Source organism: uncultured Microbacterium sp. (assembly GCF_945952435.1).
GTDB lineage: Bacteria > Actinomycetota > Actinomycetes > Actinomycetales > Microbacteriaceae > Microbacterium.
Genome location: NZ_CAMFHZ010000020.1, coordinates 13,562 through 38,685, shown reverse-complemented (window position 1 = coordinate 38,685; position 25,124 = coordinate 13,562). Strand labels below are relative to the sequence as shown.

The following is a 25,124-nucleotide window of genomic DNA, read 5'->3' as shown; positions in this document are numbered from 1 at the left end:
GGCGCAGCTTCGGAGGGCGTGACGACGCCCCTGCGGATCCTGCTCATCGACAACTACGACTCGTTCACGTACAACCTCGTCCATCAGATCGCGGAGGTGACCGGGCGCGCGCCCGACGTCCTCCCGAACGACGCGGACGGATGGCACGCGTCGGTGCTCGACCGGTACGACGCCGTCGTGCTCTCGCCCGGCCCGGGCGACCCCGGACGTCCCGCCGACTTCGGGATCTGCGCGGAGGCCATCCAGGAGTGCGCCCGGCGGCGCATCCCCCTGCTCGGGGTCTGCCTCGGGCATCAGGGTCTCGCGCAGGCGTTCGGCGCGACCGTCGTGCGTGCGCCGGAGCCGCGGCACGGGAGACCGTCGCCGGTGAGCCACGACGGATCCGGCCCGTTCGAGGGACTGCCGTCGCCGATCGAGGTCGTGCGCTACCACTCGCTCATGGTGCAGGACGTGCCGGACGAGCTCGCCGTCACCGCCCGTGCGGCCGACGACGACGTCGTCATGGGCGTCCGTCACCGCGCGCTGCCGCTATGGGGCGTGCAGTTCCACCCCGAGTCGATCGGCACGGCGGACGGCCACCGGATGCTCGCGAACTTCGCCGGGCTCGCGAGGCGACACCGTCGTGACCGGCGCGGGAAGGAGGAGGGCAGCGCCGAGCGGGTCGACCCGGAGGGCAGCGGGGCCGGCGGGAGCGAACGGCCTCGACTCGCGCACGCGAGCGCGACCGTGCGGACCGTCGGCCGCAGGGAGCTCCCCCTCGACGTCGATCCCGCCACGCTGTTCGCGGCGTTGTTCGGCACGAGCGCCCAGGCCGTCTGGCTCGACGGGAACCGACCCGGCGACCCGCGGGCGCGCTACTCGATCCTCGGCGGCGGAGACGATCTGCTCACCGCGAGCGCCGACGTGCGGGCGGGCACGGTGACCCTCCGGGACGCCGCGGGGGAGCGCATCCTGCGGACCGGGTTCTTCGATTGGCTGGATTCGGAGCTCTCCCTCACCCGCGCGACCGTCCCCGGCCTGCCGTTCGCGCTCGGCTGGGTCGGCGCGCTCGGGTACGAGCTGCGCGCCGAGGGCGGCTCCGTCCCCATTTCCGCCGCACCGACGCCCGACGCGCTCCTCGTGCGTCTCGATCGCGCCCTCGTCCTCGACCACGCCCTGCAGCGGATCCATCTCCTCTCCCTCGACGACGACGCATGGCTCGACAGGACCGCGGCGCGCATCCGCGGGCTGGGTGCGGCAGGGGCTCCGTCCGCGGAGGCCGCGGTGACCGGATCGGGGCGCACGCTCACCGCGCGCCACTCCCGCGACGACTACCTCAACCTCATCGCCGCCGCACAGCGCGAGATCGCGGCGGGGGAGACGTACGAGGTGTGCCTCACGAACCTGCTGCACGCGGAACCCGACCCCTCGTTCGACCCGCTGGCCGCCTACCTCGTCCTGCGGGCGCAGAATCCCGCGCCCTTCGGAGCGTTCCTGCGTCTCGGCGGCGTGAGCGTGCTGAGCACCTCACCGGAGCGGTTCCTGCGGATCACGGACGAGGGCGCCGTCGAGTCCAGCCCCATCAAGGGCACCCGACCGCGCGGCGCCGATCCCGACGAGGACGAGCGGATCCGCGCGGAGCTCGCCGGCTCCGAGAAGGATCGTGCCGAAAACCTCATGATCGTCGACCTCGTCCGCCACGACCTGGGCCGCACCGCCGTGCGGGGCTCGGTCCGTGTCGACGGGCTCTTCCGCGTGGAGAGCTACGCGACGGTGCATCAGCTCGTCAGCACCGTGCGCTCGACGCTGCGCGATTCTCCGGTCGCGGCCGTGCGTTCCGCGTTCCCGCCGGGATCCATGACGGGAGCGCCGAAACGACGCACCATGCAGATCCTGGACCGACTGGAGCAGGGCCCCCGCGGCCTCTACAGCGGCGCGCTGGGGTACTTCTCGTTCGACGGCGCGGTCGACCTCAGCGTCGTGATCCGTACGCTCGTCGCCCACGACGGCGGTCGGGACTACGGCGTCGGGGGTGCGATCGTGTCGCTCTCCGATCCCGTCGAGGAGTACGAGGAGACGATCGTGAAGGCACGGCCGCTATTGAGGCTGACCGGATCCGGCTTCCCGGAGGACTGAGCCGCGCCGGAGCCGTGCCGGGTGCCGACGCTTAGCCCGGAGCGACCGCGGCCCAGGGCACGGTGAGCTCACCGAGGCGCCACCGCGCCTTGGTGCCGATCACGGGATGCCCGGCGGCCCGCAGAGCCGTCACGGCGGCGACGAACCGCTGCGTCGCGCCGAACGCCGACAGCGGCGCGGCGCGCTCCCACTCGCGATCGAGGCCGCCGAGGAGCGCATGGATCCGCTCTCCCTCGACGTTGTGATGGATCAGGGCCTTCGGCAGTCGCTCGGCCACGATCGAGGGGCGCTCCAGGTCCGCCAGTCGCAGCGAGAGCGTGAACCTCTGCGGCGCGCCGGACGCGTCGACGTCGACGAAGCTCGCGATCCGCCCGATCTCGTCGCAGGTGCCCTCCACGAGCAGGCCGTCGGGGGCGAGCCGGGCGCCCATGCGCGCCCAGGCGTCCGGGACGTCGTGCTCGTCGTACTGCCGCAGCACGTTCATCGCCCGGATCACGGCCGGGCGACGGCCCGACGGCAGCGGCACCTCGAAACCGCCGCGGGCGAACGAGACCGGCAGATCCGCTGCGAAGTGCCCGTCCCCCCGGCGCAGCTCGGCCAGCTGCGCCTGCGCGGTCGCCACGCGCTCCGGATCCAGCTCCAGTCCCCGCACCTCCGCGTCCGGCCGCACCCGCACGAGCCTCGTGGCGAGCTCGAACGCCGTCACCCCGCTCGCGCCGAAGCCGAGATCGACGACGAGCGGATCCGCCGCGCGCCGGAAGGCGGGGGAGGCCGCGATCCAGCGGTCGTTGCGGCGCAGCCGGTTCGTACCGGTCGTGCCGCGGGTGGGCCGGCCGAGCGGGGAGGACGCCATTGCTCCATCCTGCCCGCTCGGCGCTCGGCCCGCTCACCCGCGCCGACCTTCCCGCAACGATCGGACTCCTGCTCCGGGAGATCCCGACCTCAGCGCGGACCGCCGCCCGTCGATCCGCCCGTCGGAGCGGTCGTCGTGTCGACCCGGACGTTCAGCGTCGCGTCGTAACCGGCCGTCGCGTCGCCGGAGACGGCCGCGAGCTGGAGTGCTCCGCCGTCGTCCCCGAACACGTTGTCGCTGGTCAGGGACGTCTGCGCGAGGTTGTCGGCGGAACCGTCGTAGCCGCTCGTCGCGTACACCGCGGCGCAGGCGGCCTGGGGGAGCGCGATCTGAGAGGTCGCGATCGCGTTCGAGGCGTCCGTGATGTCGGCGGCCGAGGGGTAGACCTCGAAGTGGATGTGCGGCCAGCGTCCCGAGTAGCAGCCGGGGAAGATCGACGTGAACGACACCTGGCCCTTCGCGTCGGCGACCTGCACCCCGCGCAGGTAGGTCTCGTCCTCGATCCCGGACGAATACATCGAGTACTTCCCGCGGGCGTTGCAGTGCCACGCGTACACGGCCACCCCGGCGAACGGCGCATCCCCGTTCGCCATGTCGAGGAGGTTCAGCCGGAACGTCAGCGGCACGCCGGTCGCGGTCGCGCCGCCGCCGATGCTGGATCGGATGTCCTGGCGCACGATCCCGGACTCGGTGAGGGCGTCCGGACCGTTGGATCCGTCGCCCGGGTACGGGCCGGCCGTCTCGTCGGGGATCTCCGCGGCGGGCACGGCGGTCGTGGCGGAGGAGCTCGCGGTGGCGGACGGCGAGGCCGAGGGGGTCGGGGTCGTCGTGGCGGAGGGCGTCGACGTGGAGGTCGCGCCGGCGACCGTGGGGGCGCACGCGGCGAGTACCGCACCGCCGGCGCCGAGGCCCACGAGGCTCAGAACGGTGCGGCGGGTCATCAGCGTGCGGATGTCGAACGGAGCGCCCTGGTCCACGACCTCCTCCTCGGGGCGGTCGAGCAGGCGGCCCTCGTAGGCGGGGCCGCCCGGCGTGTCCGTGGGGTCGGGGAAGGTGCTCATGATCGGTCCTCTCGACGGCGTGCACCGATCATCCCGATCTCGGCGGATCACGTCCTGTGCTGTTCCTCTGAGGGACCTAAGGAATGCTCATGGAGTCGGAGCGGCGCAGTCATGCGACGACCCGGAAGCATGACCGTCGCGCCCCCGCCGGTAGGCTGGAAGCATGACGCGCACCCTGATCCTGCTCCGCCACGGCCGGAGCGAGTGGAACGAGCTGAACCTGTTCACCGGCTGGGTGGACGTCCGTCTGAACGAGCAGGGCAAGGCCGAGGCGCGCCGCGGCGGCGAACTGCTCGCGGAGGCGGGTCTGCTGCCCGACGTGCTGCACACCTCGCTCCTGAGCCGTGCGATCCAGACCGCCGACATCGCGCTCGACGAGGCCGACCGGCTGTGGATCCCGGTGCGCCGCTCCTGGCGGCTCAACGAGCGCCACTACGGCGCGCTGCAGGGCAAGGACAAGGCGGAGACGCTCGAGGAGTTCGGCCCCGAGCAGTTCCAGCTGTGGCGTCGTTCGTTCGACGTGCCCCCGCCCCCGCTCGACGACGACAGCGAGTTCAGCCAGGTGAACGACCCGCGCTACGCGTCGATCGACGGCGAAGTGCCGCGCACGGAGTCACTCAAGCTCGTCATCGACCGTCTGCTGCCGTACTGGAACGACGCGATCGTCCCCGACCTCGACGCCGGCAAGACGGTCCTGGTCACCGCGCACGGCAACTCGCTGCGCGGCCTCGTGAAGCATCTTGAGGGCATCAGCGACGAGGACATCGCCGAGCTGAACATCCCGACCGGGATCCCCCTCGTCTACGAGCTCGACGACGACAACGTTCCGCTCGGACCCGGGCGCTACCTCGACCCGGAGGCTGCCGCGGCCGGGGCCGCCGCCGTCGCCGCGCAGGGCAAGAAGTAGGCCGACTCCGTATGCGCAGGGGCCTCGCGTTCCCGGACGGAACGCGAGGCCTCCGGCGTTGCGGACGGGATCAGGCCAGCCCGGCGCTGGAGTCCGCCTGCGCCTCGATCGCGAGGGCGATGTCCTCCTCGGCGACGGCCCAGTCCCCGGTCGCGAGATAGACGACCTTCTTCGCGACCGCGACCGCGTGGTCGGCGAAGCGCTCGTGGTAGCGGCTGGCCAGGGTCGCGTCGACGGTCGCGCCGGCCTCGCCCTTCCAGTTGTCGCTGAGGACCTTCTCGAAGACGGTGGCGTGCAGTTCGTCCACGTCGTCGTCGGCGTTGCGGATCTTGTCGGCCAGGCGCAGGTCCTGCGTGCGCAGGAGCTCCGCGAGGGTGCGCGCGATCTCGACGTCCAGCTCGCCCATCCGGGTGAACGTGCCCTTGAGGCCCTTGGGGATCGCACGCTCGGGAAAGCGCAGTCGGGCGAGCTGCGCGATGTGCTCCGACATGTCGCCCATGCGCTCGAGCGACGCGCTCACGCGCAGCGCGGTGACGACGATGCGCAGATCGCGGGCGACCGGCTGCTGACGGGCGAGGATCTCGATCGCCTGCTCGTCGAGAGCGACGGCGAGCTCGTCGATCCGGGCGTCGTCGGCGATGACCTCTTCGGCCAGGGCGACGTCGCTCGTCGCGAAGGACCTGGTCGCCTTCTCGATCGACACGGCGACGAGGTCGGCGATCTCGACGAGCTGGGTCTGCAGATCCTCGAGGGACTGGTGGAAGAGTTCACGCATGGCTGCGCACCTTTCGTCGGGGCGGTCCGCGAGGACGCTCGGCGGCCCGCCGGGCGAGCGCGGGACGATGCTGGCGCACCGCTCGGGCACGCACGAGAGCGATTGTCTTCGCCGAAGGTTAACGGTTGGTGCCCTGTTCGTGAATAGTAGTGCGCCCAGACCGCGCGAGGGCGGATCCCGCCCGGATCCGGGGTCGTGCGACCCCTACGCTGGAGGGCATGGACAGCACTCTGCTCGCCCTGCTCGCCCTCGGGCTCGGCGTGGCGATCGGCGCGGGCATCGCGGCGATGATCGTCGCCGCCTGGCGGGCGCGGGTCTCCGCCCGGGTGCAGGCGTCCGCCGACCTCCCGGACGGTCTGACGGATGTGCTTTCCGCGATGGACGACGCCGCGTGCGCCGTCGACTCCTCGGGGCTCGTGACCGCCGCCTCGACCGCGGCCTCCCGCTTCGGCGTCGGGATCGGCGCGACGATCGACAACCCGGAGCTGCGCCAGCTCGTCCGGTCGGTGCGCGAGGGCGGATCGGAGACGGCGACCCTGCGTCTCGCACGTGGGGGGTCGAACCTCGACCCGCGTCTCGTCGCTGCGCGGGCGAGCTGGATCGGTCCGCGCCTGAGCCTGCTCATCATCCGGGACGTCACGGAGCAGGAGCGCCTCGACCAGATGCGCACCGACTTCGTCGCCAACACGAGCCACGAGCTGAAGACGCCCGTCGGGGCGGTGAGCCTGCTCGCCGAGGCGATCGAGTCGGCCGCGGAGGATCCCGCACAGGTGCGGGTGTTCGCGGGAAGGATCCAGGCGGAGGCCGCCAGGCTCGGGCAGCTCACCGGCCGGATCATGAGCCTGTCCCGGCTGCAGTCCGCGGACGGCGTCGAGGAGTTCGAGCTCGTCTCGATCGACGAGATCGTCGCGACGAGTGTCGAGTCGCATGCGGTGCAGGCCACCTCGGCCGACGTCGAACTCAGCCGGGGCGGCGACCGCGGCGCCTGGGTGCGCGGAGATGCGCAGATCCTCGTCGAGGCCGTCGGCAACCTCATCGCCAATGCAATCGTCTATTCGCCGCAGGGCTCGCGGGTGGGCGTCGGCGTCCGCGCGGACGGATCCGTCGTCGAGATCTCCGTCGCCGATCAGGGCATCGGCATCGACGAAGCGGATCGCGACCGGGTGTTCGAACGGTTCTACCGCGCGGACGAGGCCCGGTCCCGGCGCACGGGCGGCACCGGGCTCGGGCTGTCGATCGTGAAGCACGCGACGCAGCGGCACGGCGGCGAGGTGCGGCTGTGGTCGCGCCCGGGACGCGGATCCACCTTCACGATGCGCCTTCCGCAGAGCCCTGCGCCCGACGTCGACCACGATGCCGGCGGCACGAAGAAGCACAAGAAGAAGAACAAGGCCAAGAAGAAGGCGCAGAAGGATAGGGCGCAGAAGGACAAGGCCAAGAAGAACAGGAAGGGCGCCGCCCCCGCGGAGCCCGCACGCCGCGCCCCTCGCACCGACACCGCGGACGTCGTCCGCACCGATTCCGGAGAACTCGTATGACCCGCATCCTCCTCGTCGAAGACGAGCCCGATCTCGCCGATCCCCTCGCGTACCTCCTGCGCCGGGAAGGGTACGAGGTCGAGATCGCCGAGGACGGGCCGACCGCTCTCGCGCTCTTCCGGGAGAGCGGCGCAGACATCGTGCTGCTCGACCTGATGCTCCCCGGCATGCCCGGCACGGAGGTCTGTCGCCAGATCCGCGCGACCTCGGCCGTCCCGATCATCATGCTCACCGCGAAGGACTCGGAGGTGGACATCGTCGTGGGGCTCGAGCTGGGCGCCGACGACTACATCACCAAGCCCTACTCGTCCCGGGAACTGCTCGCACGGATGCGTGCGGTGCTCCGCCGGGTGGTGCAGGCGGAGGAGGAGATCGACGAGCGCGTGCTGGAAGGCGGCAGGGTCACCCTCGACATCGACCGGCACACGGTCGCCGTCGACGGCGACGTGATCAACATGCCGCTCAAGGAATTCGAGCTGCTCGAGGTGCTCATGCGCAACTCCGGACGGGTGCTCACCCGCGGTCAGCTCATCGACCGTGTTTGGGGCAGCGACTACTTCGGCGACACGAAGACGCTCGACGTGCACATCAAGCGCATCCGTTCGCGCATCGAGAAGAGCCCGTCCGAGCCCGTCATGCTCGTGACGGTGCGCGGCCTGGGGTATCGCTTCGAGGGGTGACACGGCCGCCGCCCGACGAACGTCGAAGCCCCCGGATCCTGACGGATTCCGGGGGCTTCGAGCGGAGCGGTGAGCGGGTCAGCCGGCCGGCGTCTCCGACGGCGCGGGGGTGGGCTCGACCGTCGGGGCCATCGTGCTCTTCACGGGGCTCGGCAGCGGAGAGGGCACGAGCGTCGCGTAGTACGGAAGGGTGCCGTCCAGCACCGGGATGTCGTAGTCCAGACCCGAGCCGTCGCCGGACTGGAAGTGCACGGAGACGACCTGGCCCGCCTTCACGTCGAGATCCTCGAAGCGCAGCGGCTCAGCCTCGTCCCCGCCGAGGCTGACGGCCTGGTGGGCGGCGACGCGCACGCTCTGGTCGGGGCCGTCGCCGATCGAGATGTGGATCGTCGCGGCGTCGTCCGTCGTGTTCACGAGGCCCGCCACGAAGTTCGCCGTGGTGCCTTCCTCGTCCGTGACGAGGAAGGCGTTGCGGACCTCGATCGGTCCGTTCTTCGGAACGTTCGCGCCGTCGGAGGCCGAGTACTCGATGGTGGTCGCCTGCGGCGCCATCATCGAGCACCCCGTGGCGCCGACGACGACGAGAGCGCTGAGGGCGATGGACGCAGCAAGGCGCGATTTCACGGGTCCTCCTGGAAGCTTCACGTGACGATCCGTGATCCATTCTAGGGGCACGGGGTGCGTCCTCACGGATCCGCGGGGGTGCGGATCCCCTCGGGGCGCGAACCTTAGCGCATGCCCGCTGTGGTATCCTGTAGGTTGCCGAAAGGACACGACTTTATGCTTTTTGAGGTTGGTGAGACCGTGGTCTATCCGCACCACGGCGCCGCGACGATCATCGAGGTCAAGGACCGTGTGATCAAGGGGGAGACCAAGAAGTACCTGAAGCTCAACGTCACGCAGGGAGACCTCATCATCGAGGTGCCCGCCGAGAACGTCGACCTTGTCGGCGTTCGCGACGTGATCGGCCAGGAGGGCCTGGATCGGGTGTTCGAGGTGCTGCGCGCCCCGTTCACTGAGGAGCCGACCAACTGGTCGCGCCGGTACAAGGCGAACCTCGAGAAGCTCGCCTCCGGCGACGTGATCAAGGTGAGCGAGGTCGTCCGCGACCTGTGGCGCCGCGATCAGGACCGCGGGCTCTCCGCGGGAGAGAAGCGCATGCTGGCCAAGGCCCGGCAGATCCTCACCTCCGAGCTCGCGCTCGCGGAGAAGATCGACGAGGAGAAGGCAGGGACCCTGCTCGACGAGGTCCTCGCTTCTTGAGTTCTGCGTGAAGGGGTGGATGCCGACTGCGGCATCCACCCCTTTTCGCGTGTTTTCGCGAGCCCGGCGTGAGTTGCGGTGCCGGCTTGGACTGGGTGGCCGGCGTGAGCGGCTGTGTTCTGCGTGAGTTGCTGTGCGGGTCTGGGCCGCGTGCGCCCCTTCTCTCGGTGCGATATGTCGGCTTGTCCCGGTGCGATATGTCGGCCGAACCTCGGTAACTCGGATCTGATCCGGGATCGGGGCCGACAGACGTGCGGCGGGCCGACATATCGCGGACTGGGGAGGGGCGGTCTCGTCGGGCCTTCGGTTTCGGGAGCGGACGACGGGTGCGCGGCGAGAGGCGGGGCGGAACGGAGCGGTGGGAAGCGCGTGTGCGGAACGGAGCGGCGGGAAGCGCGGGGGCGATGGGGGTGCGAGGCGCTGACGTGAGAGGGTGACGCTAACGTGAGAGGGTGACCGACCCGACTCCTCCGCTCGCACGAACGGGCGTGATCGTCGTCGCTGCGGGCTCCGGCACGCGGCTCGCCGCCGGGGCTCCCAAGGCCTTCGTACCGCTGGACGCGCGGACGATCCTGGAGCACGCGCTCGACGGCGTGTATGCCGCGCGTCCGGCGTGCGTCGTGATCGTCGTGCCGGAGGGCCTCACGGAACCGGCCACTCGGATGGCGAGGTCGCGCGGCGCGCTCGTGGTCCACGGCGGCGACACGCGTCAGCGCTCGGTCGCGGCCGGGCTGGCCGCGCTCCCCGACGACGTCGAGACCGTGCTCGTACACGACGCCGCACGGGCGCTGACCCCGCCGGCCCAGTTCGCGGCGGTGGCCGCCGCCGTCGGCCCCGGTGTCGGCGTCATCCCTGCGCTCCCGGTCGTGGACACGCTCAAGCGCGTGCACGGCGGCGCGGTGCTCGCGCCGGTGGATCGCGCGGAGCTCGCCGCCGCGCAGACGCCGCAGGGTTTCCCGAAAGAGGAGCTCCTGGCCGCGTACGCGCTCGCCGCGCGCGAGGGCGTGGCGTACACCGACGACGCGGCGTTGTTCGCTGCCGTCGGCGGCGCCGTGCGGCACATCCTCGGATCCGAGGAGGCCTTCAAGATCACCACCCCGCACGACCTGGAGCGCGCCCGCATGATCCTCTCGTCCTCCTCGTCCGCCGAACGCGACATTCCCCGGGTCGGCATCGGCACCGACGTGCACGCCTTCGCCTCGGGTGGCACGCTGCGCCTCGCGGGTCTGGACTGGCCGGGGGAGCCTGCGCTCGAGGGGCATTCGGACGGCGACGCCGTCGCGCACGCGATCGTGGACGCCCTGCTGGGTGCGGCGGGCCTCGGCGACATCGGGCAGCACTTCGGCACCGCGCATCCCGAGTACGCCGGCGCGCACGGGGACGTGTTCCTCGCCCGCACCGCGGAGATCCTCGCCGAGGCGGGCTTCGAGATCGGCAACGTCTCCGTGCAGTTCCAGGGCAACCGCCCCCGATTCGGCGCTCGGCGCGAGGAGGCGGAGCGCGCGCTCTCCGACGCCCTCGGCGGCGCACCGGTGGCCGTTTCGGCGACGACCACCGACGGGCTGGGCTTCCCCGGTCGCGGCGAGGGGATCGCCGTCACCGCGATCGCTCTCGTGCACAGCGCCCGCTGACGCACGACCGCCGCCGGCCGACTGAGCCGACGGGCCGCGCTGCACCGGTCGCCTGTCCCGACGGAGATCGTGCGGATCCGATGCCGAGCGTCCGGATCCTGTCTACGCTGGAACGTGCGGTTCACGCCGCCTCCCTCGCCGCGAAAGGATCCGATCATGCGCGCACTCGTCCACTCCTCCTTCGGGGATCCCGCCGAGGTCCTGAGCGTCCAGGACGTGCCGTTGCCCGATCCCGGCGCGGGTCAGGTGCGGCTGCGAGTCCTGCTCGCGTCGGTGCACAACCACGACCTGCTCACCGTGCGGGGTCTTTATGGATTCAAGCCGGAGATGCCCGCACGTTCCGGCACCGAGGCCGTCGGGATCGTGGACGCGGTCGGCGACGGCGTCGACCCGGCGCTCGTCGGCCGGCGCGTGACCGTCGGGGGCGCCTTCGGGGCGTGGGCCGAGTACGTGCTCGCTCCCGCTGCGGCCCTCATCCCCGTGCCGGACGACATCCCCGACGAGCAGGCGGCCCAGTTGGCGTCGATGCCGTTCAGCGCGATCGCCGTGCTCGACGCGCTCGGTCTCGAGCCGGGGGACTGGATGATCCAGAACGCCGCGAACGGTGCCGTCGGGCGCATGGTCGGCCAGCTCGCCGCCGCGCGCGGCGTGCACGCGGTCGGGCTGGTGCGCCGGGAGGCGGGGATCGCGGAGCTCGCCGCCCAGGGCGTCGAGAACATCGTCGCGACGGACTCGGACGGCTGGCAGGACAGGGTCCGCGCGCTCACCGGCGGCGCGTCGATCCGTGCCGGCATCGACTCGGTCGGTGGCGAGAGCAGCGGTCAGATCGCGGAGATGCTCGGCGAGAACGGGCTGCTGGTCGTGTTCGGGGCGATGAAGTCCCCGACGATGCAGATCGCCTCGGGGGACGTCATCTTCCGGCAGCTGACGATCCGCGGATTCTGGGGGTCCAAGGTCGCTCAGGCGATGCCGGCCGATCGTCGCGGGCAGCTCTTCGGCGAGCTGCTGCAGCGGATCCGCGAGGGCGTGCTCACTCTTCCCGTCGCGGCCGTGCTGCCCCTCGACCAGGTCGGCGAGGCATCCGAGGGGACGCTCCGCGCCGGCCGCGAGGGAAAGATCCTGCTGCGCCCCTGAGCGCCGCCCCCCGCTCCCAGCGGACAGGACGGAGGCGCCCGCTAGGCTTGTGCGGTGACCCTCCGCCTCCACGACACGCGCACGCAGCAGGTGCGCGACTTCGTCCCGCTCGATCCTTCGAACGTGACGATCTACGTGTGCGGACCCACCGTGCAGTCGGGCCCGCACATCGGGCACGTGCGGGCGGCGCTGAGCTTCGATCTGCTCCGCCGGTGGCTGGAGCGGCGCCACGGACGGGTCACGGTCGTGCGCAACGTGACCGACATCGACGACAAGGTCCTCGCCAACGCCACCGAGGCGGAGCCGTGGTGGGCGCTCGCGTACCGCATGGAGCAGGAGTTCACAGCCGCCTACACGGCCGTGGGGATCCTGCCTCCGACGTACGAGCCGCGGGCGACCGCGTCGATCCCGCAGATGCAGGAGCTCATCGCCCGCCTGATCGACCGCGGCCACGCCTATGCCGCCGACGACGCCTCCGGTGACGTGTACTTCGACGTGCGCTCCTGGCCGGCGTACGGCGAGCTGACCCATCAGTCCCTCGACGCGATGGAGGCCGCCGCCGATGCGGATCCCCGCGCCAAGCGCAACCCGCAGGACTTCGCCCTGTGGAAGGGCGCCAAGGCGGGCGAGCCTGCCGACGCGACCTGGGACTCGCCGTGGGGCGCGGGCAGGCCCGGCTGGCACATCGAGTGCTCGGCGATGTCGCGCCGCTACCTGGGACCGGAGTTCGACATCCACGGCGGCGGGCTGGATCTGCGCTTCCCGCACCACGAGAACGAGCTCGCGCAGTCGACGGCGGCCGGCGACCCGTTCGCGCGGTACTGGGTGCACAACGGCCTGGTGACCGTCGACGGGCAGAAGATGTCGAAGTCCCTCGGCAACTTCACGCTCGCGGCCGACGTGCTCGCCCTGCACGATCCGCTCGTCGTGCGCTACGCGCTCGCCGCAGCCCACTACCGCTCCAGCCTGGATCTCACCGACTCCTCGTGGACCGAGGCCGAGGCGGCGCTGGGGCGGATCCGTACGTTCCTGGAGCGGACGGGGCGGATGTCCGCCGAGGACGCGACGCGCGGGCACGCGCAGGGCGCGCCGGAGGGCATCGACGCGCTCCCTGCCGCCTTCGTCGCCGCGATGGACGACGACCTGGGGGTGCCGCAGGCGCTCGCGGTGCTGCACGACACCGTGCGACGCGGCAACGCGGCGGCCGATGCGGGGGACCGCGAGGGCGCGCGGACGGCCTTCCGGGAGGTGAGCGCGATGGCGCACACCCTCGGACTCGATCCGCTCGCCGCCGGAGGGGCCGACGGCGGCGCCGTCGCGAAGACCACGACCGCGCTGGACGCGCTCGTCCAGGCGATGATCGCCCAGCGCGCCCAGGCGCGCGCCGACAAGGACTGGCCCGCGGCCGATCGCATCCGCGATGCGATCGCCGAGGCGGGCATCACCCTGGAGGACACTCCAGACGGAACTCATTGGAGCATCGATGGCTAAGCCGAGCCGCCCCGGAGCGGGCAACAGCAAGAAGAAGGGTGCCACCAAGGGCACCGGAGGAAACGGGCGCAAGGCGCTGGAGGGGCGCGGGAACACCCCCAAGGCCGAGGACCGCGCCTGGCACGTCGCCGGCAAGCGCAAGGCGGCCCAGGAGCGCTACGCGGCGGCGGGAGGCAAGGGCCGGATCGGGCAGAAGCCCTCATCGCCCTCGCAGAACCGCCGCGTGCCGAGCTCCGCGACCTCGAACGACACCGAGACCGTCACCGGACGCAACTCGGTCCTCGAGGCGCTGCGGACCAAGATCCCGGCGACCACCCTCTACATCGCCCAGCGCGTGGAGATGGACGATCGCGTCAAGGAGATGCTGGCGATCGCCCGTCATCGCGAGATCCCGGTCCTGGAGGTCACCCGTCAGGAGCTCGACCGGATGGCCGGCTTCGACGGCGTGCACCAGGGTGTCGCGCTCAAGGTGCCTCCGTACGAGTACGCCCACCCGCAGGACCTGCTCGAACAGGTCATCGATCGCGGTGAGGTACCGCTGTTCGTGGCGCTCGACGGGATCACCGACCCGCGCAACCTCGGCGCGATCATCCGCTCCACCGCCGCTTTCGGCGGACAGGGCGTGATCCTTCCGCAGCGTCGCTCGGCGAGCGTCAACTCCGCGGCCTGGAAGACGAGCGCCGGAGCGGCGGCGCGGGTGCCGGTCGCGCTCGCCTCGAACCTCACGAGGCAGCTCTCCGAGTTCAAGAAGCAGGGCGTGTTCGTGCTCGGGCTCGACGGTGGCGGCGACGTGTCGCTGCCCGCGCTCGAACTCGCGGATCGTCCGGTGGTGATCGTCGTCGGGTCCGAGGGCAAGGGTCTGTCCCGCCTCGTGACGGAGACCTGCGACCAGATCGTCTCGATCCCGATCTCTGCGGCCACGGAGTCCCTCAACGCGGGGATCGCGGCGTCCGTCGCGCTGTACCAGGTCGCCACCCTCCGCAACGCGCAGGCCTGACCCGCGCCCCCGGCGGGCGGGGCACGGCGGCGACGCGCGCCCGCATGACCAGGCGCGCACGGGCTTGCCGCGGAGCGCAGGTTCCGGAGAGTTCGCCGCTTCGAGGAATAGCGGGCAGCGGGGGAGCCTTGCACCCTCCGAAGCAGGCACGACGGCCCGCCCAACGGAAGGAAAGCCCATGTCCCGCATCGTCGTCATCGGAGGCACCGGATACGCCGGTCGCCACATCGTCCAGGAGGCCGTGAACCGCGGCCACGAGGTCGTCTCCGTCTCGCGTTCCGTGCCGTCCGACCCCGTGCAGGGGGCGACCGACGTGCGGGGCAACGTGCGCGACCTCGCGTCGCTGGGCGACGTGTTCGACGGCGCCGACGCGGTCGTCTCTGCGCTCAGCCCGCGCGGGGACATGGAGGACGCGGTCCTCGGCGTGCTCACGGAGCTCATCGCGACGTTCCGCGGAACCCCGACCCGCCTGGGCGTGGTGGGGGGCGCGGGCGGCAGCCTCGTCGCACCCGGCGGACCCCGTCTCATCGACGGCGACTTCCCCGAGGAGTACAAGCACGAGGCGCAGGTCGGCGTCGACTCGCTCGCGCTGCTGCAGGAGACCGATGGATCCCTGGACTGGTTCCTGGTGCACCCCGCCGAGGTCTTCGGCCCGTGGGCGGAGGGGGAGCGGACCGGAGCGTACCGCGACGGCGGCGACGTGATCGTGCGCGACTCCGAGGGCAACTCGTTCATCTCCGGGGCGGACTTCGCCGTCGCCGTGGTCGATGAGATCGAGCAGGGCAACCACCACCGCGAGCGTTTCACCGTCGGCTACTGACGCGTTCTCCCGCGGGGCCGTCGAGCGAGCACGGAGGGGGCGAGGAGCGGGACGAGACGCGGTCTCACGACCTCGACGCGTTTCGTCCCTCCCGCGCCCGGCGTCCCTGCGCGCCGACCCGGCGTGGTCGAGGGTCGGACGGACCGGAGCTCACACCAGGTCGCGCCAGTCGATCGCGGCCTCGTCCTCGTCGACCGGGACGGATCCGGTGATGACCGGAAGGGACATCGTCTCGGTCGGCGGTCCCATGATCGTGGCCTCGTCGCGGCGGTGCCGCAGCACGTCGTTGATGTACGACGTGAGCACTTCGGCGAGCGGAAAGGAGCGGCCCTGGGCCTGGGACATGTACCACCGGTGCTCCAGCACCTGGTGGAAGACCTCTGCGGGTTCCAGCTTGGCGCGCAGATCGTACGGGATCGCGCGCACGACGGGCTCGAACACCCGCGTCAGCCACTCGTGGGCGTACATCTCCTCGTCGGCCCACTGCTTGGTCGAGCGCGCGCGGAACTCGTCCAGGTCGTTGAGCAGCCGGCGCGCCTGGTTCTCCTCGACGTCGAGGCCGGTGAGCCGGATCAGCCGTCGCTGGTGGTGGCCCGCGTCGACGACCTTCGGCTCGATCTCCACGCGCGTGCCGTCGGCGGTGGTCTGGATCGACATCTCCCCGATGTCGAAGCCCAGGGAGTTCAGCCGCTCCACCCGTTCGGTGATGCGCCACGCCTCGCCGGCCGCGAAGGACTCCTGCGCGGTGAGCGCGGCCCACAGCGAGCGGTACGAGGAGACGATCCCGTCGGCGATCGCGATCGCGTCGACGCCTCGCTCCAGACGGCCCCCCGCGGCGAGATCCATGATCTCGCCGGCGATGTTGGTGCGGGCGAGATCGAGGTCGTAGCTGCGCTGACCGTCGGTGAGGCCCGTCTCGTGCAGCTCGCCCGTCTCGGCGTCGACGAGGTACGCCGCGAACGCGCCGGCGTCGCGGCGGAACAACGCATTGGACAGCGACACGTCGCCCCAGTAGAAGCCGACGTTGTGCAGGCGCACGAGCAGGAGGGCGAGAGCGTCGACGAGCCGCGTGGCCGTGTCCGGCCGCAGGACCCGGGTGAACAGGGCGCGGTAGGGCATCGAGAAGCGCAGGTGCGAGGTGACCAGCGCGGCGGGCAGCGGGTCCCCCTTCGCGTCCACGCGCCCCGCGATGACGGCGACGCGGGAGACGCACGGCACGTCGAGGCGGGCGAGGTTGCCGAGCATCTCGTACTCGCGGCGGGCCATCTCCTCCGTCGTCTCCTTGACGGCGACGACGCGACCGGAGAGATCGGCGAACCGCACGAGATGGCGGGACAAGCCCTTGGGGAGCGAGACGATCACGTCGGACGGCCACTTCACGAGGGGCGTGGACCACGGCAGCGCGAGCAGGCCAGGGTCCACCGCGCTCGCGGTGATCGTCAGGGCGTCCTTCATGGCGGGTCCTCGTCGGTCGGGGGAGACGACGACGCGGCGCGAGGGGAACCCCCGCGCCGCGTCGTCTTCAGGATCCGGGATCGCGATCCCGCGGATCAGGCCGCCTCGATCGGCTTCGAGTTCAGGCGCTCGCCCGACTCGACGTCGAAGAGGTGCACGTGGCCGACGACGGGAGCGAGGGTGACCCGCTCACCGGCGTTCGGGTGGTTGCGGCCGTCCACGCGGGCGACGATGTCGGTGCGCTTGCCGTCGATCTCCGAGTGGCCGTACAGGTAGCCGTCGGCGCCGAGCTCCTCGACGAGGTCGACCGTGACCTGCAGGCCCTCGCCGTCGGCGGGGGCGACGACGATGTCCTCGGGCCGCACGCCGATCGTGACGTTGCTGCCGCTGGCCTTGCCGATCGCGGAGGACTCGGCCGGAACGACCTTGGATCCGAAGCGCACGCCGCCCTCGGCGAGGTCGACCGGGAACAGGTTCATGGCGGGGGAGCCGATGAAGCCGGCGACGAACACGTTGTTCGGCTCTGCGTAGAGCTCGCGCGGGGTGCCGACCTGCTGCAGCACGCCGTCCTTGAGCACCGCGATCCGGTCGCCCATCGTGAGCGCCTCGGTCTGGTCGTGCGTGACGTAGACCGTGGTGACGCCGAGGCGACGGGTCAGCGAGGCGATCTGCGTGCGGGTCTGCACGCGGAGCTTGGCGTCGAGGTTCGACAGCGGCTCGTCCATGAGGAACACCTGGGGCGAGCGCACGATCGCCCGGCCCATCGCGACGCGCTGGCGCTGACCGCCGGAGAGCGCTTTCGGCTTGCGGGTCAGGTACGGCTCGAGGTCGAGCAGCTTCGCGGCCTCGAGCACGCGGGCCGCGCGCTCCTCCTTGCCGACGCCGGCGATCTTCAGGGCGAAGCCCATGTTCTCGGCGACCGTCATGTGCGGGTAGAGCGCGTAGTTCTGGAACACCATCGCGATGTCGCGGTCCTTGGGCGGGACGTCGGTGACGTCGCGGTCGCCGATGAGGATGCGCCCCGCGTTGACCTCTTCGAGGCCGGCGAGCATGCGCAGAGAGGTGGACTTTCCGCAGCCGGAGGGGCCGACGAGGACGAGGAACTCGCCGTCGGCGATCTCGAGGTTCAGCTTGTCGACCGCGGGACGCGTTCCGCCGGGGTAGAGCCGGGTGGCGTCGTCGAAGGTCACGGTTGCCATGGTTGTCTCCTTCACCGGCAGGTACGTGCCGGACGATCCGTAGTGAGGAAGCGGCGGGCGCGAACCCGCCGTGGCCCGCCATCGGGCCGCGATCAGTATCGCATGCGCGGGCGGGGGCGTCCACCACGCGTGAAACGCTTTCCCTCGAGTTCTCGCTCGCAGGGGGCGACCAGCGCCCATCTGGGCATTTCTCAGCCTGCCTGACTAGCATCGAGACCGTGCCACGCCGCGTTCTCCGCGGCCGCCGAGGGGAAGCCCGTCCCCAGGAATCAAGAGGAACGATGTCGAGCGACGAAACGCCGAACGTCCCCACGCCTCCGCACCCCCGTGCAGCCGTGAGGGAGAAGGCCCAGCAGGTCAACGCCCAGCAGTCCCGCGCCCGGGTGCTGCGCCGAGTGATCCTCGGTCTCGTCGCGGTCGTGGTGGTCGCGGCGGCCGGCGTCGGCGTCGCGTGGGCCGTCGGATCCGCAGTGTCGAAGCCGTCGCTGACCCCCTCTCACCTCGACGACGACGGCGTCGTCGTCACCAAGGCCGATCTCAAGGCGGCCAAGAGCGCTTCGACCCCGACGCCCTCCCCGAGCGCCGCGGCGGGCGCGTCCGTGGCGACGGCGGCACCGACCCCCTCGCCGAGCGAGACGCCCGGCGCCGTCGACATCCACGTCTACGTGGACTACCTCTCGCCCGGCGCGGGCGACTTCGAGCGCGCGAACGCGAAGCAGCTGGCGACCTGGGTCGAGCAGGACGCCGCGACGGTGGCGTATCACCCCGTCGCGCTGCTCACCGCGAACTCCAACGGCACCAAGTACTCGCTGCGCGCCGCCTCCGCGGCGGCCTGCGTGGCCTCCCAGCAGCCCGATGCCTTCTACGCGTTCAACCACGCGCTGCTCTCGGATCAGCCCAAGCTGGACAGCGACGGCAAGACCGACGCCGAGCTTTCCGCCCTCGCCGTGGATAGCGGAGTGAAGGACGCCAAGGGCCTCGACGACTGCATCGCGAAGGCGTCCTACGCCTCGTGGGTGAAGGACGCGACGACCCGGGCGCTCGACGGTCCGCTGCCGGGGTCCAAGAGCGTGAAGCTCACCGGCGCGCCGACGATCGTGGTGAACGGCCAGACCTACGCGGGGTCGCTCACCGACGCGGCGGAGTTCTCGCAGTTCGTGCTGTCGGTCGCGAGCGACGCCTACTACGGCAGCGCGGCACCGACGCCCACTCCGACCCCGACTCCCTGACCGGGGCCGCTCGTCCCCGCCGGTCGCCGTCGTCGGGAGGGCCCGGCGGGGTTGCTACTCTGGGAGCGGCTCCGGCCACTCTCGCCTCCTTAGCTCATCTGGTAGAGCAGCGGCCTTGTAAACCGCAGGTGGCCGGTTCGAGTCCGGCAGGAGGCTCCGATCCCGCGATCGTCGCGTCTCTCCGGCTGCTCAGGGAGCGGCGGGCAGCGCGTCGGCCCGCACGGCGGGGAGCACGCTGCCGGACGCCGTGAGCGCCTCGTCCATGAGGTCCCGCGTCGGCGCCCCATCGAGCCAGTCGGCCGCGAACGCGGCGGGCAGCAGGACGGGCATCCGATCGTGGAGGCCGGCGAGGCGTTCGGGGGCGGGCCGCATCACGATCGAGTAGCAGGTGTACCAGGTGCCGTCCTCCGTGCGACCCCGCTGGGTGACCGCGGCCATGCCGAAGAGCGCGCCGCCGAGGCCGAAGCCGTGCCAGAGCTGCTGCGGCTTCTGGAGCTCGAACCAGCGCGTCGCGGGCACGATCGCCCGTCCGCGCAGCCCCGCGGGGCGGTCCTGCAGCCGCTCGGAGCGGGTGTTGATCGAGGGGAACTTCGCGGGCCGCCCGTCGACGAGGTAGCCCCACCAGCCGAGCTCGAGCGTCGGCGCGTGCTCGCCCCGCACGACGATCGGATTCAGATTGCGCAGGTTGCGTCCGGTCGGACGCAACGTCTCGTCGGCGTTCCGTCGTGCCCAGGCGCGGATGCCCTCCATGAGCTCGTCGTCGGCCTCCTCGATCAGCTGCTGATCGCTGAAGCGGGGATCCAATCCGTAGCTCGCGCACATGCGGGGAGCGTACCGCGGACCGCCGACACCGTGCTTCAGTCCGACGACACCGTCCCGGGATCGCCGGCACGGTCCGGATCGTCCACGGTCCGGCTCGTCCGTCATCCGGCTCGCCGGTAGGCTCGGACGGTGACGGCAGGCGGATCCTCGGGGCGTGCGGCGTCGGCGCTCGCCCTCGGCGGTGCCGTCGCGATCGGCGCGATGACCGCGGTGCAGGCGCGGGTGAACGGACAGCTCGGCGTCCACCTCGACAACGGCATCGTCGCCGGGCTCGTGTCCTTCGCCGCGGGGCTGCTGCTGCTCTGCATCCCCGTCGGCCTCACGCGAGGCGGGCGCGAGGGCGTGCGTCGGCTGTGGAAGGGCGTCCGCAGCGGGCGCGTGCCGTGGTGGATGCTGCTGGGCGGGGCGTGCGGCGCCCTCACGGTGTCGACCCAGGGGCTCGTCGCGGGTCTGCTCGGCGTCTCCCTCTTCACGGTGGGCGTCGTGGCGGGGCAGACCCTGCACGGGCTGCTGCTGGACCGGGTCGGCTTCGGACCGGCGGGTGTCGTCGCGGTCACGCCGGGGCGCCTCCTGGGCGGTCTGCTCGCGCTCGCCGCGGTGGGCTTCTCCCTCGGCGGGGACGTGCTCGCGCGCGCTCCGCTGTGGATGCTCGTCCTGCCGTTCCTGACGGGTGCCGGCATCGCGTTCCAGTCGGCGGTGAACGGCCGGCTCGGGCAGCGGATCGGATCCCCCCTCGGCGCGACCTTCATGAGCTTCGCCGGGGGAGTGGTCGTTCTCGCGGTGGCGGCGAGCCTCAGCGTCGTGGTCCGCGGTGCGCCGTCGCCGCTCCCGGCGGATCTGCCCGGCGAGCTGTGGCTCTACCTCGGTGGATTGCTCGGCGCCGCCTACATCCTGCTCGGCGTCGTGATCGTCGCGCGCACCGGAGTGCTCCTGATGGGCCTCGGCGCCGTGCTGGGGCAGCTCGTCGTGTCGGTGCTGATCGACCTCGTCTGGCCCCCTGCGTCGGGACCCGCCGCCTGGCAGATCATCGGCATGGTGTCGTGCGCTGCGGTCTCGGTCCTCGTCGCGCTGCCCTGGCGGGTCAGTCGATCGCGTCGTCGCTGACGGACGAGGAGGCGAGGCGCCGCATGCGGGCAGCGGCCTTCTTCGCCTTCTTGACGGCCTTGCGGCGCTTCTTCTCCGCCTTCTTCCGGCGCTTCCGCTCCGACCTCTCGGCGAGCTCCTCCGGGGTCCTCGGCGCCTTCGTCCGTGGCTTCGCCTCGCGCGGCAGGGCCTCGCGCGGCAGGGAGGATCCCTCCGTCCGGGACGTCGCATCGTCGGGACCCGCGGAGACCGCTCCGGGATCGGCCGGCAGCCGCGAGAGCACCGATTCCGCGTCCACGGGGCGGCGTCGCCCCGGATCCTTCTCCGGCTTGCCGCCGACGTACAGCCAACCGAGCAGCGATTCGCCCTCCCCGAGACCGTGCAGGCGCGCGATCTCGGGGCTGCGGGTGTACTCGCCGGTGCGCCAGATCACGCCCCAGCCCGCCTCGTCCAGCAGCAGGCTGAGCAGATGCGCCACCCCGGAGGCCACGGCCTCCTGCTCCCAGGCCGGCACCTTCCCGCTCGGACGCACGCTGACGACCACGGCGATCAGCAGTTCGGCACGCAGCGGCTTCGACGAGGGCTCGCGGTCGCCGCGCACTGCGGAGATCGCGGCACCGAGACGCCGGCGATCCTCACCGCGCAACTCGATGAGCCGCCACGGGCGCAGCGAGGAGTGGTCGGCCACCCGTCCGGCGGCGGCGACGAGCGGCAGCAGCTCTTCGCGGGTCGGCGCCGCGGAGGTGACCTTCGACCAGGACCGCCGCGCGAGCGCCGCCTCGCGCGCGCTCATGCCGGGGCGTCGCCGGTGCCGGCGCCCTCGTCGGCCTGGAACGAGAGGGCCAAAGAGTTCATGCAGTACCGGTCGCCTGTGGGGGTCCCGAACCCGTCGGGGAACACGTGGCCGAGGTGCGATCCGCAGTTCGCGCAGCGGACCTCGGTGCGCACCATGCCGAGGCTGTCGTCCTCGATGAGCTCGACCGCCTCCGGGCGCACGGACTCGTAGAAGCTGGGCCATCCGCAGCCGGAGTCGAACTTGGTCCCGCTGCGGAAGAGCTCGGCGCCGCACGCGCCGCACGTGTAGAGGCCCGCGCGGCTCTCGTCGAGCAGCTCGCCCGTCCACGGACGTTCGGTCGCTGCCTGGCGCAGCACCGCGTACTGGTCCGGGGCGAGCTCTGCCCGCCACTCGGCGTCGGTCTTGTTCACGGCGTGAGACATGGATCCTCCCGGGGTCGCCTCCCATTCTCGCGCCTTCCGAGGCCTCCGGGGTCACCGGTTCCGGGGCGCGCCTCGCGGGCCGCGCCTCGTCCCGTCCTACGCTGAATCCGTGACCGATCTCCTCCGCGACCGCGATCGCGCGCTCCTCGCCTTCGAGGCGCGCCGTCCCGGGCACTCCAGTGCCAAGGAGGAGGCGATCCGCGCGGAGCTGGGCCTCACCCCCGCGCGCTACTACCAGCTGCTGGACCGCCTGATCGACGCGGAGTCCGCGCTCGCCGAGGATCCGCTCCTGGTCCGTCGGCTGCGCAGGATCCGCGACGACGCCGCGCGCCGGCGCGTCGACCGCACGGCGGCCTCCGCCGGGTGAGCCCGCCCCGCGCGTGGATCTGTGCCGCCCGTGGATCCGTGGGGCGCACAGCGGATCCTCCGGGCTTCGCCGGATAACATCGGGGAATGCCTGATTCCGCACGCGACCGTTTCGACGAGATCCCGCATTCGCAGGGCCGCGTCGGCGCGCACCGCGCCGAGAACCCGGGGATGCACGGGTGGTTCGTGCTGCTGTGGGCGCTCATCGCGACCGTGGTGCTCGTGGGAGTCGGGATCTTCGGCGCCATGATCGCGATGGACAAGATCTCCTTCGGACCGGATCCCGTCGTCCCGTCCCGCACCCCGACGCCGACCGCGACCACCCCCGCGCTCGACACCACCTTCGCCGTGTTCGTCCTGAACGGCACGACGGCGGACGGCCTGGCCGCCTCGACACGGGACAAGATCGTCAACGCCGGGTTCCCCGCGGCCGCCGTCGCCACGGCCGATGCGAGTCAGCAGGACTTCCCGGTGACCACGGTCTACTACGTGAACGCCGCGGACAAGGCGGGGGCGGAGGCGCTCGCCGCGCTGCTCGGGGCGACCAAGGTCGCGCAGAGCGACGCGTACTCGAACGACGTGGTTCCCGACCAGAAGCAGCTCACGGTCGTCCTCGGAGCCGACCAGGCCGCCAACGCCCCCGCGCCCCCGCAGACGCCGTCCGGCGCGCCCTCGGACGGTTCGGACGGCGGCTCGGAGGGCTGACGCGGACGGCGTCGATCCGGTCCCTCCCACGGCTTGCACTCTCCCAGGTCGAGTGCCAGACTGGGTTTAGCACTCGAATGATCTGAGTGCTAATCCCAATGTCTACGTCCAGGAGGGACGACAGAACTCATGGCAAAGATCATCGCTTTCGATGAGGAGGCCCGTCGCGGCCTCGAGCGCGGCCTGAACATCCTGGCCGACGCGGTCAAGGTGACCCTCGGCCCGCGTGGCCGCAACGTCGTGCTCGAGAAGAAGTGGGGCGCCCCCACGATCACGAACGACGGCGTCTCCATCGCCAAGGAGATCGAGCTCGAGGACCCGTACGAGAAGATCGGCGCGGAGCTCGTCAAGGAGGTCGCCAAGAAGACCGACGACGTCGCCGGAGACGGCACGACCACCGCGACCGTGCTCGCCCAGGCGCTCGTCCGCGAGGGCCTGCGCAACGTGGCCGCCGGCGCCGACCCGATCAGCCTGAAGAAGGGCATCGAGAAGGCCGTCGCCGCTATCACCGCCGAGCTGCTCGACTCCGCCAAGGAGATCGAGTCCAAGGAGCAGATCGCCGCCACCGCGTCGATCTCGGCCGCCGACCCGGAGATCGGGGAGCTCATCGCCGAGGCGATCGACAAGGTCGGCAAGGAGGGCGTCGTCACCGTCGAGGAGTCGCAGACCTTCGGCACCGAGCTCGAGCTCACCGAGGGCATGCGCTTCGACAAGGGCTACCTGAACCCGTACTTCGTCACGGACCCGGAGCGCCAGGAGGCCGTCTTCGAGGACCCGTACATCCTCATCGCGAACCAGAAGATCTCGAACATCAAGGACCTTCTGCCGATCGTCGACAAGGTGATCCAGGACGGCAAGGAGCTCGTCATCATCGCCGAGGACGTCGAGGGCGAGGCTCTTGCGACGCTCGTGCTCAACAAGATCCGCGGCATCTTCAAGTCGGTCGCCGTCAAGGCCCCCGGCTTCGGCGACCGCCGCAAGGCGCAGCTGCAGGACATCGCGATCCTCACGGGCGGCACGGTCATCACCGAAGAGGTCGGCCTCAAGCTCGAGAACACCACGCTCGCCGAGCTGGGTCGCGCGCGCAAGGTCATCGTCACCAAGGACGAGACCACGATCGTCGAGGGTGCCGGCGACCCCGAGCAGATCGCCGGTCGCGTCACGCAGATCCGTCGCGAGATCGAGAACACCGACAGCGACTACGACCGCGAGAAGCTGCAGGAGCGCCTCGCCAAGCTCGCCGGCGGCGTCGCCGTCATCAAGGCGGGCGCGGCCACGGAGGTCGAGCTCAAGGAGCGCAAGCACCGCATCGAGGACGCCGTGCGCAACGCGAAGGCGGCCGTGGAGGAGGGCATCGTCCCCGGTGGTGGCGTCGCTCTGATCCAGTCCGGCAACAAGGCCCTTGAGGCACTGTCGCTGGACGGCGACGAGGCGACCGGCGCGAACATCGTGCGCGTCGCGATCGAGGCCCCGCTGAAGCAGATCGCCCTCAACGCCGGCCTCGAGCCGGGCGTCGTGGCCCACAAGGTCTCCGAGCTCCCCTCGGGTCAGGGCCTCAACGCGGCCACGGGCGAGTACGTCGACATGTTCTCGGCGGGCATCATCGACCCGGCCAAGGTCACCCGCTCCGCGCTGCAGAACGCCGCGTCGATCGCCGGTCTGTTCCTGACCACCGAGGCCGTCGTCGCCGACAAGCCGGAGAAGGCGGCGGCCATGCCCGCCGACCCGTCCGGCGGCATGGACTTCTGAGTCCAGAACCCCTGCGAGAAGGCCCTCCGGATC

23 protein-coding genes, 1 tRNA gene and 1 pseudogene are annotated in these 25,124 nt (G+C 71.5%); 16 read left to right on the top strand and 9 right to left on the bottom strand.

Features of this window, described 5'->3' with window-relative positions:
• Positions 1-18: 18 nt before the first annotated feature.
• Positions 19-2,115, top strand: coding sequence for an aminodeoxychorismate synthase component I (gene pabB, locus Q0P88_RS11320; protein WP_295014175.1), 2,097 nt, complete (start codon positions 19-21; stop codon positions 2,113-2,115).
• A gap of 31 nt (positions 2,116-2,146) precedes the next feature.
• On the opposite strand, the gene Q0P88_RS11315 is transcribed toward pabB, so the two are convergent.
• Complete coding sequence (locus tag Q0P88_RS11315; RefSeq protein WP_295014173.1) at positions 2,147-2,968, bottom strand: class I SAM-dependent methyltransferase; 822 nt, start codon at positions 2,966-2,968, stop codon at positions 2,147-2,149.
• Between the two features lie 89 nt (positions 2,969-3,057).
• Positions 3,058-4,029, bottom strand: coding sequence for an intradiol ring-cleavage dioxygenase (locus Q0P88_RS11310; RefSeq protein WP_295014171.1), 972 nt, complete (start codon positions 4,027-4,029; stop codon positions 3,058-3,060).
• A gap of 163 nt (positions 4,030-4,192) precedes the next feature.
• Between Q0P88_RS11310 and Q0P88_RS11305 the strand changes: the two genes are divergently transcribed.
• Entirely contained in the window at positions 4,193-4,936 is a 744-nt protein-coding gene (locus Q0P88_RS11305; RefSeq protein ID WP_295014169.1) for a phosphoglyceromutase, read from the top strand.
• 70 nt (positions 4,937-5,006) lie between these two features.
• Here Q0P88_RS11305 and phoU read toward each other — a convergent pair whose 3' ends face one another.
• A complete protein-coding gene (gene phoU, locus Q0P88_RS11300; RefSeq protein ID WP_295014167.1) occupies positions 5,007-5,711 on the bottom strand; it encodes a phosphate signaling complex protein PhoU in 705 nt (234 codons plus the stop codon).
• 218 nt (positions 5,712-5,929) lie between these two features.
• On the opposite strand from phoU, the gene Q0P88_RS11295 reads away from it, so the two are divergent.
• Together Q0P88_RS11295 and Q0P88_RS11290 are read left to right on the top strand one after the other, a co-directional pair.
• The gene (locus tag Q0P88_RS11295; RefSeq protein ID WP_295014165.1) at positions 5,930-7,249 is read left to right on the top strand and encodes a cell wall metabolism sensor histidine kinase WalK; all 1,320 of its coding nucleotides are present in this window, start codon (positions 5,930-5,932) and stop codon (positions 7,247-7,249) included.
• Positions 7,246-7,929 (top strand): response regulator transcription factor, encoded by a 684-nt coding sequence (locus tag Q0P88_RS11290; protein ID WP_295014163.1) that lies wholly within the window; start codon positions 7,246-7,248, stop codon positions 7,927-7,929. Before Q0P88_RS11295 ends, Q0P88_RS11290 begins: the two co-directional genes overlap by 4 nt.
• 78 nt (positions 7,930-8,007) lie before the next feature.
• Here Q0P88_RS11290 and Q0P88_RS11285 read toward each other — a convergent pair whose 3' ends face one another.
• A complete protein-coding gene (locus Q0P88_RS11285) occupies positions 8,008-8,553 on the bottom strand; it encodes a DNA modification methylase (RefSeq protein WP_295014161.1) in 546 nt (181 codons plus the stop codon).
• 156 nt (positions 8,554-8,709) lie between these two features.
• Here Q0P88_RS11285 and Q0P88_RS11280 point away from each other — a divergent pair, with 156 nt between their 5' ends.
• The 6 genes from Q0P88_RS11280 (at position 8,710) to Q0P88_RS11255 (ending at position 15,265) form a co-directional block, all read left to right on the top strand.
• Positions 8,710-9,192: a CarD family transcriptional regulator gene (locus Q0P88_RS11280; protein WP_251446171.1), complete on the top strand. Its 483-nt coding sequence runs from the start codon at positions 8,710-8,712 to the stop codon at positions 9,190-9,192.
• Between the two features lie 452 nt (positions 9,193-9,644).
• Complete coding sequence (gene ispD, locus Q0P88_RS11275) at positions 9,645-10,823, top strand: 2-C-methyl-D-erythritol 4-phosphate cytidylyltransferase (RefSeq protein ID WP_295014158.1); 1,179 nt, start codon at positions 9,645-9,647, stop codon at positions 10,821-10,823.
• Positions 10,824-10,979: 156 nt separating this feature from the next.
• Complete coding sequence (locus Q0P88_RS11270) at positions 10,980-11,957, top strand: zinc-binding dehydrogenase (protein WP_295014156.1); 978 nt, start codon at positions 10,980-10,982, stop codon at positions 11,955-11,957.
• A 54-nt stretch (positions 11,958-12,011) separates the two neighbouring features.
• Positions 12,012-13,448, top strand: coding sequence for a cysteine--tRNA ligase (cysS, locus tag Q0P88_RS11265; RefSeq protein ID WP_295014155.1), 1,437 nt, complete (start codon positions 12,012-12,014; stop codon positions 13,446-13,448).
• On the top strand, positions 13,441-14,445 hold the full coding sequence (gene rlmB, locus Q0P88_RS11260; RefSeq protein WP_295014153.1) for a 23S rRNA (guanosine(2251)-2'-O)-methyltransferase RlmB: 1,005 nt from the start codon (positions 13,441-13,443) through the stop codon (positions 14,443-14,445). Before cysS ends, rlmB begins: the two co-directional genes overlap by 8 nt.
• A gap of 178 nt (positions 14,446-14,623) precedes the next feature.
• Positions 14,624-15,265: an NAD(P)-dependent oxidoreductase gene (locus Q0P88_RS11255; RefSeq protein ID WP_295014150.1), complete on the top strand. Its 642-nt coding sequence runs from the start codon at positions 14,624-14,626 to the stop codon at positions 15,263-15,265.
• 150 nt (positions 15,266-15,415) lie between these two features.
• On the opposite strand, the gene Q0P88_RS11250 is transcribed toward Q0P88_RS11255, so the two are convergent.
• Both Q0P88_RS11250 and ugpC read right to left on the bottom strand, forming a co-directional pair.
• Positions 15,416-16,720 carry a DUF4032 domain-containing protein gene (locus Q0P88_RS11250; protein WP_295014149.1) on the bottom strand — a complete coding sequence of 435 codons (1,305 nt, stop codon included), beginning with the start codon at positions 16,718-16,720 and terminating at the stop codon, positions 15,416-15,418.
• 95 nt (positions 16,721-16,815) lie between these two features.
• Positions 16,816-17,919 (bottom strand): ABC transporter ATP-binding protein, encoded by a 1,104-nt coding sequence (gene ugpC, locus Q0P88_RS11245; RefSeq protein WP_295014147.1) that lies wholly within the window; start codon positions 17,917-17,919, stop codon positions 16,816-16,818.
• Between the two features lie 281 nt (positions 17,920-18,200).
• On the opposite strand from ugpC, the gene Q0P88_RS11240 reads away from it, so the two are divergent.
• Positions 18,201-19,148, top strand: coding sequence for a thioredoxin domain-containing protein (locus Q0P88_RS11240; RefSeq protein ID WP_295014145.1), 948 nt, complete (start codon positions 18,201-18,203; stop codon positions 19,146-19,148).
• 83 nt (positions 19,149-19,231) lie between these two features.
• Positions 19,232-19,304, top strand: a tRNA-Thr gene (locus tag Q0P88_RS11235).
• A 33-nt stretch (positions 19,305-19,337) separates the two neighbouring features.
• Here Q0P88_RS11235 and Q0P88_RS11230 read toward each other — a convergent pair.
• Positions 19,338-19,970, bottom strand: a complete 633-nt coding sequence (locus Q0P88_RS11230) for an SOS response-associated peptidase family protein (RefSeq protein ID WP_295014143.1) — start codon at positions 19,968-19,970, stop codon at positions 19,338-19,340.
• 129 nt (positions 19,971-20,099) lie between these two features.
• On the opposite strand from Q0P88_RS11230, the gene Q0P88_RS11225 reads away from it, so the two are divergent.
• Complete coding sequence (locus Q0P88_RS11225) at positions 20,100-21,074, top strand: DMT family transporter (protein ID WP_295014141.1); 975 nt, start codon at positions 20,100-20,102, stop codon at positions 21,072-21,074.
• Between the two features lie 244 nt (positions 21,075-21,318).
• Here Q0P88_RS11225 and Q0P88_RS11220 read toward each other — a convergent pair.
• Both Q0P88_RS11220 and msrB read right to left on the bottom strand, forming a co-directional pair.
• Positions 21,319-21,846, bottom strand: a pseudogene (locus Q0P88_RS11220) (nitroreductase family protein); the annotation flags it as partial.
• A complete protein-coding gene (msrB, locus tag Q0P88_RS11215) occupies positions 21,843-22,271 on the bottom strand; it encodes a peptide-methionine (R)-S-oxide reductase MsrB (RefSeq protein ID WP_295014139.1) in 429 nt (142 codons plus the stop codon). The pseudogene Q0P88_RS11220 and the gene msrB, both read right to left, overlap by 4 nt.
• A 109-nt stretch (positions 22,272-22,380) precedes the next feature.
• Here msrB and Q0P88_RS11210 point away from each other — a divergent pair, with 109 nt between their 5' ends.
• The 3 genes from Q0P88_RS11210 (at position 22,381) to groL (ending at position 25,091) form a co-directional block, all read left to right on the top strand.
• A complete protein-coding gene (locus tag Q0P88_RS11210; RefSeq protein ID WP_295014137.1) occupies positions 22,381-22,638 on the top strand; it encodes a DUF3263 domain-containing protein in 258 nt (85 codons plus the stop codon).
• Between the two features lie 86 nt (positions 22,639-22,724).
• Positions 22,725-23,342, top strand: a complete 618-nt coding sequence (locus Q0P88_RS11205; protein ID WP_295014135.1) for a LytR C-terminal domain-containing protein — start codon at positions 22,725-22,727, stop codon at positions 23,340-23,342.
• Between the two features lie 129 nt (positions 23,343-23,471).
• Entirely contained in the window at positions 23,472-25,091 is a 1,620-nt protein-coding gene (groL, locus tag Q0P88_RS11200) for a chaperonin GroEL (protein ID WP_295014133.1), read from the top strand.
• The last annotated feature ends 33 nt before the right edge of the window (positions 25,092-25,124 follow it).